Source organism: Salinispora pacifica CNR114, from assembly GCF_000514775.1.
GTDB lineage: Bacteria > Actinomycetota > Actinomycetes > Mycobacteriales > Micromonosporaceae > Micromonospora > Micromonospora pacifica.
Genome location: NZ_AZWO01000019.1, coordinates 19,359 through 34,310 on the forward strand (window position 1 = coordinate 19,359; position 14,952 = coordinate 34,310).

10 protein-coding genes are annotated in these 14,952 nt (G+C 71.0%); 3 read left to right on the plus strand and 7 right to left on the minus strand.

From position 1 onward, the window contains the following. Position 1: 1 nt before the first annotated feature. Genes B118_RS0113465 through B118_RS0113475 form a run of 3 tightly spaced genes read left to right on the plus strand, consistent with a single transcriptional unit; the run spans position 2 to position 6,388 of the window. Complete coding sequence (locus B118_RS0113465) at positions 2-2,758, plus strand: hypothetical protein (protein ID WP_028192894.1); 2,757 nt, start codon at positions 2-4, stop codon at positions 2,756-2,758. Further along, a complete protein-coding gene (locus B118_RS0113470) occupies positions 2,755-6,072 on the plus strand; it encodes a right-handed parallel beta-helix repeat-containing protein (protein ID WP_028192895.1) in 3,318 nt (1,105 codons plus the stop codon). The genes B118_RS0113465 and B118_RS0113470 overlap by 4 nt, the downstream gene beginning before the upstream one ends. Positions 6,073-6,088: 16 nt before the next feature. After that, positions 6,089-6,388: a YbaB/EbfC family nucleoid-associated protein gene (locus B118_RS0113475; protein ID WP_018222134.1), complete on the plus strand. Its 300-nt coding sequence runs from the start codon at positions 6,089-6,091 to the stop codon at positions 6,386-6,388. Here B118_RS0113475 and B118_RS0113480 read toward each other — a convergent pair. The 7 genes from B118_RS0113480 to mtlA form a co-directional block, all read right to left on the minus strand. After that, positions 6,375-9,830, minus strand: coding sequence for an ATP-binding protein (locus B118_RS0113480; RefSeq protein WP_028192896.1), 3,456 nt, complete (start codon positions 9,828-9,830; stop codon positions 6,375-6,377). The genes B118_RS0113475 and B118_RS0113480 overlap by 14 nt on opposite strands. A gap of 122 nt (positions 9,831-9,952) precedes the next feature. Continuing rightward, a complete protein-coding gene (gene ptsP, locus B118_RS0113485; RefSeq protein ID WP_018812076.1) occupies positions 9,953-11,578 on the minus strand; it encodes a phosphoenolpyruvate--protein phosphotransferase in 1,626 nt (541 codons plus the stop codon). Continuing rightward, on the minus strand, positions 11,571-11,861 hold the full coding sequence (locus B118_RS0113490; RefSeq protein ID WP_018732039.1) for an HPr family phosphocarrier protein: 291 nt from the start codon (positions 11,859-11,861) through the stop codon (positions 11,571-11,573). Before B118_RS0113490 ends, ptsP begins: the two co-directional genes overlap by 8 nt. A gap of 35 nt (positions 11,862-11,896) precedes the next feature. After that, positions 11,897-12,937: a zinc-dependent dehydrogenase gene (locus B118_RS0113495; protein WP_018812077.1), complete on the minus strand. Its 1,041-nt coding sequence runs from the start codon at positions 12,935-12,937 to the stop codon at positions 11,897-11,899. Positions 12,938-12,964: 27 nt separating this feature from the next. After that, entirely contained in the window at positions 12,965-13,405 is a 441-nt protein-coding gene (locus tag B118_RS0113500; RefSeq protein WP_018222129.1) for a PTS mannitol transporter subunit IIA, read from the minus strand. Further along, positions 13,398-13,706, minus strand: a complete 309-nt coding sequence (locus tag B118_RS0113505) for a PTS sugar transporter subunit IIBC family protein (RefSeq protein ID WP_018222128.1) — start codon at positions 13,704-13,706, stop codon at positions 13,398-13,400. Before B118_RS0113505 ends, B118_RS0113500 begins: the two co-directional genes overlap by 8 nt. Before the next feature lie 5 nt (positions 13,707-13,711). Then, positions 13,712-14,929 carry a mannitol-specific PTS transporter subunit IIC gene (mtlA, locus tag B118_RS0113510; RefSeq protein ID WP_018812078.1) on the minus strand — a complete coding sequence of 406 codons (1,218 nt, stop codon included), beginning with the start codon at positions 14,927-14,929 and terminating at the stop codon, positions 13,712-13,714. Positions 14,930-14,952: the final 23 nt, after the last annotated feature.

Sequence of the window (14,952 nt, forward strand, 5' to 3'; positions counted from 1 at the left end):
AATGGCATCCGTGATCCGAGACCTGCTGTCCGGCAGGAAGGACGGCCCTGGTGACATCGTGCAGCACACCGTGGGTAACGCGTTGGTCCTGCACGCCGCGGAGACGATCAGCGCCGAAGCACAGTCGCTGGCCCTGTCGGTCGTCAAGGACGCCGACAACGACGTGGTCGTCCTCGATCTCAGCGACGGCGTACCGATCAGCTCCTGGGAGTCCATGGCCGGTGTACTGCCGCGTCGTCGACGCGGTATCCGGCTCATGGCGTGCGGTCCGCACGCGAACTCAGCGGCGATGGCCGGGCAGTGGCTGTCGGAGCGGTTACATCGCACGGTCATCGCCCCCGACGGTGACCTGGTCCGCGGCTCGGCCGGTGGCTTGTTCGTGCACTCGATACCGGGCAGCGGCTGGGTCCGGTTCCGGCCCGGCAGGCCGCCGACCTGGGATGCCAAGCGCTACCCGACTCCGCTGTGGGATCGGGCCGTCACCGACAACCGGGCGTCCAGCTCGACCGGGGAGATCGAGCCACTGCCCGGTGGGGTGTGGATCCGCGACGTGCGCGAGCCGGACGTCGTCGCGGAGCACCGCCGACGGCTCACAGCGGACGTGCCGTGCCACCCCGAGACGATGACCGTGTTGCTGGGTTGCCCCGGCACGGCCCCCCTCTGCCTCGATGACGTGGTCCGCTTCTGGCGGAACCTGGACGAGGACAGCCGAGCCCGCACCCGCTTCGTCCAGTACGGTGACCTGCGCCTACCGAAGGGTGAGACCTTCGGTCAGGCCCTCGCCGACCTGCTCGGAACCACGATCGTCTGCTACACCGGGGTTCCGGTCGGGGCACCGCGACGATTCGAGGTCCGTACCGTACGTTCCGACGGCGCGCTCGGTTGGCCGCCGTTCGCGCTGGAGCTGCGATACGCGCCCCGCGCGCACCCCAACTCGAAGGCACACCGGCCCGTCGTGCTGAGTCACCGCCCGCCCCTGGCTGAGGCCGAGGAGGTCGCGCCGCGGGTCTACTGGTACGCCCCGGACGCAGTGATCGAGGTGATCCAGTCCGGGCTGTGGGTCCGCAGCGCCGAGGAGCCGGTGAACGCGGAACGGGTCCGCGGTATGCCACTCGACCCCGAGGGCAGTGTGCTCGTCTACGACGACACCATCGGCGAGTCGGCTGAGCGCATGTGGGCACTCGCCGAGGATCTCGCGGCCCGGATCGACCCGAGTGTGGGTGCGGACAGCTCACTCTTCTCGGCATCCGCACTGGTCCCGGGCCAGTCCGCGGCGGGGCTCGCCCAGGCGTCCCTCGGGGAGGAGGATTCGCCGCGTCCGACGGCTACCGGGCAGCTGTCCACGTCACCGCCGCCGGCCACGGAGGACCTGCCCGCCCCCACCGCGGACACGATCGTGATCAGGCCCGTGGTCGAGCCGGTCGCGGAGGCCGTTCCCCCGGTGGCCACCGCGACGGCCGCGGCGTTGGTGCGTCCAGACGTCACGCCGGAGACGCACCCGGCCGGGGAACCGGCGTCACCGCCGGCCGAGACGCCCGCACCGCAACCGGCCGACAGACCAACACCACAGCCAGCCAAGGCACCCACACCACAGCGGGCTGCGGAACCGGCACCACAACCGGCTGATGAACCGGCGCCGCGGCAGGCTGACCCACCCGCGCCACGGCCAGCCGGGAGCCCGACACCGCCACCGGTCCTGGGCGGAGCGACGCCGGTCGCGGAGTCCTTCGTCAAGCCGGTCGCGGAGTCCTTCGTCAAGACCGTGCAGGACCCGATCGCCACCGTCGAACCGGTCGAGACCACCGTTGCCGAGCCGACGCGGCGGCACGCGGTCGCCGGCGACGAAGCGCCGGTCCAGGAGCAGCGACGGATCCCGCCGCCAACAGCGTCCGTACCGGTGACCGACACGAACGCGCCGGAGGTGCGAGTGCAGCCGGTGCCCCCGGCGTCGGCGTCGGCGCTGCTGCCGGGCCGCCCACTCGCAGAGGAGCGGGCCTGGCTGCGGCGCACGCTGAGCCGGGAGTTCGACAACATGGCCAGTTCGGTCGCCCGGATCATCTCCGAGCACCCTGGACTGCAGGCGTCCGGCGCGGTCGGTCGAGACGACGTCCTCGCCGACTCGGTCGCGGTCCGTCTCTACCTGTCACGGCGGGGCACGGGAGTCGACGTCGGGTTGCGATCTGGCAGCAACGGCCCGCACGTGCCGTTCGCCCGGTGCGCGGTCTCGGGCCTGTCCCGGCTACCGTCGTACCGCGGCGCCACGATCTACCGCACCTCGCCCACCGAGCAGGAATGGCAGCACTACCGCACCCGTAGACTGGTCACGAACTGGGCGTTCGTCAACACGCTGACCGGACCGTGCGAGAGTCAGGACGGCGACACCGACGTCCTGGTGTGGTCGATGACCGCGCGCCGGACGGCGCTGCTGGAATCCGACGGAGCCGAGCGGGTCGAGGACCGGGCGCTCTTCCTTCCCGGCACCCACTTCAAGATCTTGGAACTACAGGAGCCGTCGGACGGCGGCCGTGGCGCGATCCTCATGCGGGAGATCGGCGCGAAGGAAATCGACGGGGACGGCCGGGTGGATCCCGACCGGGCGCCCCTCGACGACCTGGCCATCGTGTCGCTACGTCGTAGCCTCGAACGCTGGTCGACCGCTGAACCCACCCGACGGGTCGGTGCGGGCTCGACGGGTCGGTTCGGCCTCCTACCGGGGCTGGACCGCCGCGCGGTCGGCGAGAAGGTGAGCGAACGGTGAGCCGGCAGGTCCTGGTGGTGGGCGGCGGCAAGCCCGGCGCCCACCCGACGATCGGGGCGGCGCTGGCGCGTGCGGAGGCCGGCGCGACCATCGCCGTTCACCCCGGCCGATACGCGGAGAAGCTCGTCGTCGGTACCCACGTCACGATCAGTGCCGCCGGAGACGGACCGGTCGAGGTGCACGTCGAGGAGGGCAGTGTCCTCGTCGTGCACGGCGGGGGCGTCCAGTTCCACGGCATCAACCTGTCCAGCGGGGATTCGACGCTCGCCGCGGTCGACGTGTACTCCGGCGAGGTCGCGCTCGACCGCTGCCGGATCACCGGTGGGTCCTGGACGACCCTGCTGGCCCGGTTGCAGGGCTCGTTGGCCCTGCGGGGATGTGAGGTGCGCAGTTTGGCTGGTGCCGGTGTGGTGGTCACCTCGCCGCGGCCGAGCACGGTCGAGGACACGCTGATCGCCGACGTGGCGACCTCAGGTGTCGTGGTCGCCGACGAGGGCGTGCTGACACTGCGCAGGTGTGTGATCGAGGGCGCCGGCGCCAACGGCATCTGTGTCAACGGTTCGGCCCGGCTGACCGTCGAGCAGGGCGAGGTCCTTCGGGCCGGCAAGCCGGCAGTCGTGGTGGAGCAACACGGCTGGGCACGGATGCGGCAGCTCACCGTCCGGGACAGCGGTAACGTCGACCTCTTCCTGCGCGGCGACATCGACGTGGTGGTGAGCGACTCCCGGTTTGGTGGCGCCGCGCTGCAGGCCGCGCACGTCGCCGATGGTGCCGCGCCCCGGTTCGAGCGCTGCACCTTCGAAGCGGTCGGGCAGACCGCCACGCACGTGACCGGCAAGGCCCGACCCACCTTCATCGACTGCGCCGTCGTGGGCGCGCCGGTGGGTGTCACCGTGAACGGCGCGAGCGCTCCCCGCTTCGAGGGTCTCACGGTGCGGGACACCACGGAGTCCCTCGCGGTTGTCGGTGGCTCCGGTTCGGTAGTCGTCCAGCGGCTACGGGCCTCGATCGACACCGGTTCGGGGATGGTGGTCACGGACGGTGCGACCCTGGACGGCACCGACTTCGCGATCGACGTGGGCCCGGCGGTCGCTCTCGAACTGCGCGGCGCCGCCCGCGCCACCGTTCGGGAGGCCCGGTTCACCGGCGCGGTGGCCCTCAGCGGCGGCTCCAGCCTGGAACTGCAGTCCGCCCTGCTCCGCGGAGCCGGGGTCATGGCCGGCGACGGCGACCTCCGCCTCCAGGACACCGAAATCCAGGACGCGACGGGCGACGGTGTGGAGGTCGGCACCGACGGTGTGGTCACCGCGACGCAGATCCGGGTGCGTCGGGCACGCCGCAACGGCATCGCACTGGCCCGCGGCGCTCGCGGCGGGTTCACCGACTGCGAGGTACTCGACAGCGGCGCGAACGGCTTCGACGTGGATACGCCGGATCCGGTGACGATCGCCCGGTGCACCGTGCGGGACAGCGGTGGCGTCGACGTGCGGGCGGCCACCGATGCGCAGCTCACCGTCGAGGAGCTGAGCACCGATCTTCCGCAGCGGACCACGTCCGGGTCCGCGATCCCGGCCGGCCCCGCCGCGACCGGTACCGCGACTGTCGAGGACGAGCCGGAGCAGCCTTCGGCCGAGCCGGCTGACGAGTTGAGCGGCCCGTTGCGCGAGCTCAACGGGCTGATCGGCCTACGCGGTGTCAAGCAGGAGGTCACCGCGCTAATCAATTTGATCAAGATGTCACAGATTCGGCAGGAGATGGGGCTACCGATGCCCCCGATGAGCCGGCATCTGGTCTTCGCGGGTCCACCCGGCACCGGTAAGACCACGGTTGCCCGCCTCTACGGCGCGGTCCTCGCTGAGCTGGGCATCCTGTCCGAGGGACATATGGTCGAGGCGGCCCGCGCTGATCTCGTCGGGCAGTACATCGGCTCCACCGCGATCAAGACCACCGAGCTGGTGACCAAGGCGCTGGGTGGGGTGCTGTTCATCGACGAGGCGTACACGCTGTCAGCCGGTTCCGGTGGGTCGGGTCCCGACTTCGGTCAGGAGGCGATCGACGCGCTGATGAAGATGATGGAGGACCACCGCGACGAGTTGGTGGTGATCGTGGCCGGCTACTCGGAGCTGATGGAGAAGTTCCTCGAATCGAACCCGGGTCTGGCGTCCCGGTTCACCAAGTCGATCGAGTTCCCGAACTACACCGTGGAGGAGCTCGTCACCATCACCTCCAACCTGTGCGGCAAGCACTACTACGAGCTGACGGACGACGCGGTGGACGGGTTGACCACCTACTTCACCCGGGTTCCGAAGACCGCGACGTTCGGCAACGGCCGAGTGGCCCGCAAGCTCTTCGAAGCGATGATCAACAATCAGGCGTCCCGCCTGGCCACCACGCCGCCGGCGAAGGACAGCGAGCTCAACCGGCTCACCGCGGAGGACCTAGCTCCCGAGTTCGCGCTGCTGGAGGAGCTGCCGGTGGAACAGACCGAGCAGCCCGACCCCAGCCTGAACCCAGCCGGGGCAATCAATGCCACGCGTAGCTGGCGCCGGGTCTGTGAACTGGTCGGGGCGACATCCGTGCGGGACGCCATCGGCGCGACCCTGCTCCAGGTGTGCGAGTTGCGCAGCCGGCGGCGTGCGTACGGTAGACACGCGAACGTCATCCTCAGCGGCCCGGCCGGCAGCGGTCGCGGTGAGTTCGCCCGGCACTACGCCGCCGGTCTGTCCGAGCTGGGTCTGGTGCCGGTCGGCCACCTGATCCGCGTCACCACCGGCAAGGAGCTGGCGCCACGATGGCCCGGGCAGGCCCGGAGCCTGGTCCAGGCGGCACTGCGGGACGCCGAAGGCGGCGTGCTGATGATCGACTATTCCGATGATGCCCTTGGTTCCGGCCCCGACATCATGGAGCAGTTGGTGGACCTGACTCGCCCGAAACTAGGTGATCCGGTGATCCTCCTCCTCGGTGCGGCACCGGAGCTACGGGAACTACGGGCCGCCGTCCCGGTGCTCGCCGAGGCTTTCGGACAGGAATGGACCATGCCCGACTACTCGATCCCGGAACTGGCCGACATCATCGTCCGGCACCTGGTCCGCCGTGGCCACGAGGTGCCCGACGACGTACGGGAAGCCCTTGTCGACCTGGCCGCCGGGCTACCCGAGGGCACCGTCCGCGCGGCGCACCTGCTCTCGATGCGGCTGACCGGGATGGCCGCGTCGCGGACCCTGACCCTCGCCGACCTGAACGGCCTCGCCGCCCGCACCACCGCAGGCAGGGTGAGCGCACAGCAGCACGACGGCCTGGCCGCTGTCGGTTGAACGGAGGAGAGATCTCATGCAGCCGGAAATCCACCAGTTTCTGGACCAGGCCCAGGCGTTCGAGCAGCAGATGCGCGACGCCCAGACCGACCTCGAAAAGGCGGTCGTGACCGGGCGCTCCCAGGACAGGACGGTGACGGTGCTGGCCGGCGGGCTCGGCAAGGTCTTTGCCGTCCGAGTCAACCCGAGCGTCTTCGACCATCGTGACGTGCAGGCCCTGCAGAACGCGATCACGGAGGCGATAGGGGCGGCGGCCGACAAGGCCAGCAAGCTCGCTGAGCAGAAGATGGGGCCGATCGAGGTCACCCTGCACTGAGGACAGCGACGGACCGCCGACCCAAGGACACCGCTTCGCGGGACCGATCCACCCCGAACTCAGCGAGCCGGCGGCGGATCCGGCGCAGATCCCATCGGGCGCCGAGCGCCGAATACAACGATACCGCCTCGCCGCACACCCGGATCGCCTCGTGCGGGCGACGATCGGCGGCGAGCAGCACCGCCGCGTCCTCGAGTGCCGCCGCCAGTTCCGGCGCCCGACCCACCCTGCGATAGCGTGCCGCCGCAGCCAGGGCTGGTTGCGGATCCCCCGTGATCAGCGCCCGACAGCGCTCGGCCGCGGCAGCTGCCCGAGCGGGCCGGACCTCCTTGTCCGCCTCACCCGCGCAGATCTCCACCGCCCATTCGACGACGTCGGTGCGGCGCTGGTCGAGCGCGAGCCGCACCACGCCCGGAAGCCACTGGTGACGCAGCATCATCGGCGCGTACGCCGGTGCCAGCAGGGGGGCGAGGATGTCGAGCGCCTCGTCGGCCCGGCCCTGCTGCTCGGCGACCAACGAGCGGGCGACCAGCAGGAAGTCGCTACTCGCCCGCTCGGCATCGGTGGCGGGCAGCGCGTGCACCGCCGCCAGGTGCTCGGCGACCAGGCCAGCGTCGTCGTGGTGTGCGGCGATCAGCGCGGCGACACCGTGCAGCAACATGGTGACGGCACCCGGTTCGCGGGCTCCCAGGAACGTGATGCCGGGATTGTCATCGGCGACCGCTCGGACCGCGCTGAGCGTTGTCAGGGCGTCGTCCCAGCGGCCGAGCCAGTAGTGCTGCACCGCCGTGGCCACCGGTAGGCCGTGTGGAAGCCGGTGTCGGATGGCGACGAGCGCCGCCTCACGCAGGGTCCGTTCGGCCTCGTCGAGCCGGTCGAGGTTCTGCAGGGTGAACGTCCGGTTGTCGAGCAGGTCAAGGTACATGCCCACGCACGCCCGACGGCCCCGAACGGTGTCCAACGCTCGGTCGACGTACTCCAGCGCACGTTCGTGGTCCCGCCGGATCGAGTTGGTCAGCCACACGGTCTGCAACGCGAACGCGGCGTCGCACGGCTGTCCCGCCGCGACCGCCTCGCTGTGGGTGCACCCGGCCGTTCGATCGGCACCGTCGAGATCGTCGAGGCTGCCCCGCCGGAAGTCGGCCAGCAGCACATGGTGGCTCGTCCGCCAGAGCTCGGGCGTTTCGGGATCGCGAAGCGATGCCTCGAGCAGGCTGGTCGCGGCCACGGCGTCGCCACGACGAAAGATCATGGTGGCGAGCAGGTGACGCATCTCCGCACGATCGGCCGGGTCCCGGGTCAGACCGGCGGCCTCGCACGCCTCGGCCATCGACCACCGCTGGTGCCGGAAGTCCAGTCTGACCAGGGCGATGAGCAGCACCGTGCGCTGTGTCGTGCTGGGTACATCCGTGTCGAGCACCCGCCGCAGCAGCTGGCCGGCGACCTGCGGCGCCCGCTTCGTCACCTCGGCGTGCCGCTCGACGAGCCAGGACACCATCCACTCGTCGACCGGGGGCTCCCCGGCGGCGAGTTGCTCGGCCACCCGGATCACCGAACCGCCGCCACGGTGCAGCACCTCGGCCGTGTGCCGGTGCAACGCCGCTCGCGCCGGCGCCGGGATGCCCTCGTAGAGCATTCGCCGCACGAGTGGGTGACGAAAGGCGAGCACGCTACCCGCTTCCACGACGATGTGGGCAGCGAGTGCCTCCTCCAGGTTTGCCACCAGGTCGACTGGTGATTGTCCGGTGACCGCGACAATGTCGTCGCCGCTGAACTCCGGGCCAAGTAGCGCCGCCGTTCGTAGGACCTCCTGGGTGGCGGGTGAGAGAAGGTCCACGATGGCCCGGATCACGACCAGCAGTGAGCGGGGAGCCTCCACCGGGACGGATGTGTCGATGTCGGCACACCCGTCACTGATCCGCACCGCCCCACGACGGACCAAGGCTGTGATCACCTCACGGGCACCGAGCGGGTTTCCGCCCAGCCGCGGCACGACCGCCGCCAGGTACGGCCCCACCGGAGCCCCGACCAACTGGGCCACCAACTGCTCGATCGCCGCTGGCGGCAGCGCACGCAGACGCAGTACGTGGCCCTCCCGGGCCTGGACGCTCCGGCGTAGCTGGGCTGGTGCGTGGCCGTACGACCCGAGTCGGGTCGCCGCGACAAGCAGCAGCGGCATACGTCGCGTGACGGCGATCAGCCGGTCCCAGAGCAGGCAGCTGACCTCGTCCACCCACTGAAAGTTGTCGACGACGAGCACAAGGGGCCCGGTCTCGCAGCTCGCCCGCACGTGTGCGAGCAGGCGTTCCGCGGCGGCCGCCGGGTTCGGAGGTCGATGCCACTCCGAGGTCGCCCGCACGCCCAACGCCCGCCAGATCACCTGTAGCGGGGCGTCCTGGTCCGGTTCGTCGGCGGCGCCCCACGCGATCTGGCAGCCCAGGCCGTCCGCGTCGGCGATGGCGGCGGTGAGTAGTTCCGTCTTGCCGATGCCCGGCTCGCCCTCGATCCACAGCGCGGTTCCGTGGCCCGCCGCGACCGCCCGAACCAGGACGCGCAGCATCTTCAGTTCGTCGTCGCGCCCCGCCAGTACCCGCGCCTGACCGTCGCACGCCGCGCTGCTGATCTCGGATGGCAGGATCGGTGGTGTGGGGCGGGTGGCGGGGGCAGCGGGGGCGGCGGGCTCGGCCAGCAGCCGTCGGTGCAACTCGGTCAGAGCCGGGCCGGGTCCGACACCGAGCTCGGCGAGAAGGGTGTGCCGAGCGGCCCGGAACACCTCGATCGCCGCGGTACGGCGGCCGATCCGGTGCAGGGCGAGCATCAGCAACTCGTACAGGGGCTCGTGCAGCGGGTGCTCGTGCACCAGGCCGGACAGTGTGGCCAGCAGGTCGTCGTCGCCGAGTTGCAGGCCCAGTCGTGCCCGCTGTTCGGTCGCGGTGAGGCGACGCTCGGCCAGCCGGGTACGTTCCGTCTCGATCCGGGGACCGGAGACTCCGGCGTACGCCTCCCCATGCCACAAGGCCAGTGCCTCGTCCCACCGGGTGGCCGCAGCCTGTGGGTCGGCCTCCCGCAGTTCCTGAGCCTGTTGGCAGAAAGCCAGAAAGCGTTCGCTGTCCAGGTCCTCGGGGGACAGCCGCAGGGCGTAGCCCGACGGGCCGGAGGTGAGTAGGTGGTGACTCGATCGGGGTGGGCCCGGCGTCGCCAGACTGCGCCGAAGCCCGGAGACGTAGGTGTAGACACTGCCGGCCGCGGTAGCCGGCGGCGAGGTGCCCCAGATTCCCTCGATCAGCTCGTCCCGGCCGACGGGACGGCCGGCAGCGGCTGCCAGCACCGCGAAGAGTGCCCGCTGCCGGGCCGGTCCGAGGGGCAGCTCGTGTTCACCGAGCCAGGCCCGCACGGAGCCCAGGACTGAGACCCGAAGCCGCTGATCCGGTGTCGGTGACACGTGCGCTCCGAATCCACGAGGTGCGGCGGACCGCAGCACCGGGACGACAGTCCCGGGTTGCGACGCTGCCGGCCGGCGGCGGGACACCCGACAGTGCTCGGGCGGCCCACCGCCGAGTCGGCTCAGGGGACGGTGAGCGGTGCCGCGCCGGCCGCCCACAACGCCTCGGCGGCGAGTCGCCGACAGTCGGCGAGGGTGTGGGCGGCGAGCGCCTCCCGCACCTCGGGCACTGCCCGTGGGGCCATGGAAAGGCTGGTCACGCCGAGGCCGACGAGCACCGGCGCGATCCTCGGGTCGGCCGCGGCCTCGCCACAGACACCGACCGGTTTGCCGGCGGCCGCGCCGGCGGCGGCACAGCCGGAGATGAGTTCGAGCAACGCGGGCTGTGCCGGGTCGAGCAGGTCGGCCAGGTCGCCACACTGCCGGTCGGCGGCGAAGGTGTACTGGCTCAGGTCGTTGGTGCCGATGCTGAGGAAGTCCACCACCGACAGCAACGAGCGGGCCCGCAGGGCTGCCGCCGGCACCTCGACCATCGCTCCCGCTGTGGGAAGGCCGGCGTCCCGGCAGGCGGCGGCAAACCAGGCGGCCTCCGCGACCGTCGCCACCATCGGTGCCATCACCCACACCTCGGCTGCCGTGTCCCGGGCCGCCTGTGCGATCGCCCCGAGCTGGAGATGGAGCACATCCGCCCGCCGCCGGGCCAACCGCAGGCCGCGTACGCCCAGTGCCGGGTTCGGTTCCACCCCGGCCGTGAGGAAGGGCAGGGGCTTGTCAGCGCCGGCGTCGAGGGTCCGCACGATGACTCTGCGCCCGGGGAGCGCGGTGAAGACCTCGGCGTAGGCGGCGACCTGCTCGTCGCGTCCGGGCGGATCGGTGCGATGCAGGTAGAGCAGTTCGGTCCGGAACAGACCGACGCCTTCCAGCTCACCGTCCACATCCTCAGCCGAGCCGATGTTGCCGTACAGGGCCACGGGGTGGCCGTCGGCGGTTTGGCCGGGCCCCCGGGTCGTGGCGAGTCGGCGCCGACGCCGCTGCTCGGAGACCCGGGTGGCGATGACGGTGTCGTGATTCACGCCCACCGCGACCTGCCCGGTCGAGCCGTCGACGGTGACCTCGACCCCGTCGGCAACAGCCATCGCACTGGGGCACCGGACCACAGCCGGTAGGCCAGCGGCTCGGGCCAGAATCGCGGTGTGGCTGGTCGGCCCACCATCCTCGGTGACCAGCGCCAGCACCTGCTCCGGATCCAGGCCGGCGGTGTCCGCCGGCGCGAGGTCACGGGCGATCAGCACAAACGGATGGCCCGGATCGGGGATACCGGGTGGCGGCAGCCCCAGGCAGGCGGCGACGACCCGGTCCCGAATATCGTTCAGATCGGTGACGCGCTCGGCGAGATAGCCCCCGGCGGCCAGGAACGCCTCCCGGTGCACGGCCAGCGCCCGGTCGACGGCGACCGGTGCGCTGGCCCCGGCCCGCACCTCCGCGACCACAGCGGCCGACAGCTCCGGATCCTGCGCCATCATCGCCTGTGCCCGCAGAACATCGGCCGCCGCCCGGGCTGCCACACCCTCGGCCCGGCGGGTCAGGTCCGCGGCCACGGTATTCAGCGCGGCCACCGCCCGCTCGACCTCGGCGTCCGGATCAACCACTACGGCCGGCTCGGGCGGCGGTGGTGGTGGGCTCATCCGATACGCCGGGCCGGCGGCGCTCCCCGGGCTGACGCCGATGCCACGCAGCAGCTCAGCCATGGTCCGGTGACTCGTCATCGGAGTCGAGGTCACGGGCGAGCAGCGTGGCGAGCGCGTCGAGGGCGGCGTCGGCCGTGGGACCGTCAGCTTCGAGGGTGACCTCGGCGCCGTGCTTGGCGCCCAGGGCCAGCACGGACAGCAGGCTACGGGCAGGAACGGGAGGCTTGTCGCTGGTCCGAATGGTCACCGGAACGGACTGAGCCGCCGCGGCAGCGACGAACAGGGCGGCGGGCCGGGCATGCAGGCCACTGGTAGCACCGACCGTAACGGAACGGGTGGGCATTACAGGCTCCCTTCTGGGGACGGCAGGCGCGCGGGTCAGGGCTCGATCGTCACCTTGATCGCCTCACCCGTGGCGACCAGTTCGAAGGCGTCGAGGGCGCCGTCCAGCGGCAACCGGTGGGTGATGAGGTCGGCGACCGGCACCTCACCGGAGGCGATGAGGCGCAGTGCCTCGGCGTTGTGGGCGGGGCTCGACCCGTTCGCGCCGACCAGCGTCAGCTCCCGGTAGTGCACCAGGTTGGCGTCCAGGCCGATGACTGGCCGGTCCTTCGGCAGCCCACCGAAGAGGCTGATCCGGCCCTGCCGGGCGGCCATCTGGACGGCCTGTTCCTGGGCCGCGCCGGAGGCGGCGGCGGTGATGATGACGTCGGCGCCGCGCCCGTTGGTGAACTTGAGCACGGCGTCGACCGGGTCGGTGTCGGCCGCGCAGATCGTCGCGTCCGGCGCGACCAGCGCAGCGGCCTGGCTGAGCCGATCCTGGTTGAGGTCGACCAGGACCACACTCCTGGCGCCCCGGGCCCGGGCCAGCCGTACGTGCAGACAGCCGATCGGGCCGGAGCCGATCACCACCACGTCGTCCCCAGCGCCGACCTGAGCGAGGTTCTGCCCGTTGAGGACGCACGCCAGCGGTTCGGCGACCGACGCTTCGGCGTAGCTAACCCCGTCCGGGATACGGTTGAGCCCGTCGACGGCGAGCACTTTGCTCGGCACCACGAGATACTCGGCGAACCCACCGTCGTAGTGGTAGCCCATCGACTCCTGGTTGGGGCAGACCGTCCGGCGACCCTGCTGGCACTCGCCGCACTGCCCGCAGGGAATGGCGGCGATGACCTGGACCCGGTCGCCGGGCGACCAGCCGTCCACCGCGGCGCCGACCTCCACCACCTCGCCGGCGATCTCGTGCCCCATCACACGGGGCGGCACGATGTGATGGTGGCCGAACCGGGAGATCTTCACATCGGTCCCGCAGGTGGAACAGTTACGGACGCGAAGCTTCACCTCTCCCCGCCCGGCAGTGGGCTCGGGGGCGTCCTCGATCCGGACGTCACCGGGAGCGTGGAAGCGTACGACCTTCATGGCGCGAGTTCCTCTCGAGTGTGCTGGTCAGTTGGGGGCGGAGGACAACAGCAGCCGCCGCACGTCATCGGGGTCGGCTGCCTCGTGGAGCGCACGGGCCCGCTCGGGGTCCAGGAGCAGCTCGGCGAGGTCGGCGAGGAGTTCGATGTGCCCGTCGCCCTGGGCGGCGATCGCCACGCAGGTGGTGACGTGGTTGCCGCCCCAGTCGACGCCGGCGGGGAACCGGACGACAGCGAGGGCGTCGCGGCGGATGGCCGCCTTGCCGGCGGTCGTGCCGTGCGGGATCGCCACCCCCGCGCCCACGTAGGTGGAGATCGACTGCTCCCGGTCCAGCATCGCCGTCACGTACGCCGGGTCAACGGCGCCGATCTCGACGAGCACGCCGCCGCAGCGACGGATCGCGTCGTCGCGGTTGGCGGCGTGTTCGTCGAGCCGGACGGCCTCTGGCGCCAGCAGGCGGTCATCCATCGAGGTCGCCGCCGGTCTGCACGGCCTTGACGACTCGGGTCACCGCCGGATCGCCGATGAAGACCTGGATCGGCACGATGATCGTGTCTGGGGCGCTGATCCGGGCCCGCTCGGCGAGGCCCTGGTGGCAGATCACCACGTCGGCGTCGGCGGGAATGGTGTCGACCGGTGTGTGCTCGACGGCCACCGAGTGTTTGCCGAGTTGGCGGCGTAGCTGGCCGGCGAGCATCGCGCTGCTGCCCATGCCGGCGTCGCAGGCGATGACAACCTTGCGGACGGCGGCGCCGTTGATGGTGGTCATGGTGGTCAGGACTCCTTTGCAGTCGCTTGTGGCGCGGTGTCGTCGCCGGATCCGCGGGAGGCCGGCGCCAGGTTCTTGTTGTCGGCCGAGCGACGCCGGGCGGCGGCCAGTTCCGCCTGCTCGCGGTCGGCCTGCTCCTCCGGGGTGACGGCCGCGTCGTCGGCTTCGTCTCCCGCCTTCCGCCCGAACCCGAGCAGCAGGGCCGCGACTGCGAAGGTCACCGCGGCGGCGATCACAATGCCGAGCACGACGCCGAACCAGCCGCCCTTCGGGGTGACCGCGAAGTAGGCGAAAACGCTGCCGGGTGAGGGGGTGGCGACCAGACCCGCTCCGGTGATCATGAAGGTGGAGACACCGGCGGCACCGCCCGCGATCATCGCCAGGATCAGGCGGGGCTTCATCAGCACGTACGGGAAGTACACCTCGTGAATGCCGCCGAAGAACTGAATGATCATCGCCGCCGGGGCGGTCGGACGCAGTGAGCGGGGCCCGAAGAAGAAGAACGCCAGCAGCAGACCGAGCCCGGGTCCTGGGTTCGTCTCGACCATGAACAGGATCGACTTGCCGGCCTCGGCCGCCTCGGTCACCCCGAGCGGGCTGAGCACGCCGTGGTTGATGGCGTTGTTGAGGAACAGCACCTTCGCCGGCTCGACGATGACCGACACCAGACCAAGCATGTGGTGGGAGACCAGCCAGTCCACGCCGCTGCCCGCGATGTCGGTCAGGCGGCCGACGATCGGGCCGATCCCCCACACGCCGAGTAGGGCCATGCCCGCGCCGACGATGCCGGCGGTGAAGTTGTCGACCAGCATCTCGAATCCGGGCCGGATCCGGTCCTGGATCAGCCCGTCTACGCGCTTGACCAGGTACGCGGCCGCCGGACCGATGATCATCGCGCCGAGGAACATCGGCACGTCGGCGCCGACGACGATACCGACGGTGGCGACCGCACCGACGACGGCGCCGCGCTGACCGTGCACGAGACGGCCGCCGGTGTAGCCGATGAGGACCGGCAGTAGCAGGGTGATCATCGGGCCGACCAGGGCGGCGAAGTCCTCGTTCGGGAGCCACCCGGTCGGGATGAACAAAGCGGTGATCAGGCCCCAGGCGATGAAGGCGCCGATGTTGGGCATCACCATGCCGGCGAGGAAGCCACCGATCCGCTGGATGGTGGCCTTGACGCCGGTGCCCTGAACTGTAGGTGTGTAGTTGCTTGTTGTCATGAGGGGTTACTCCTTCGACACCG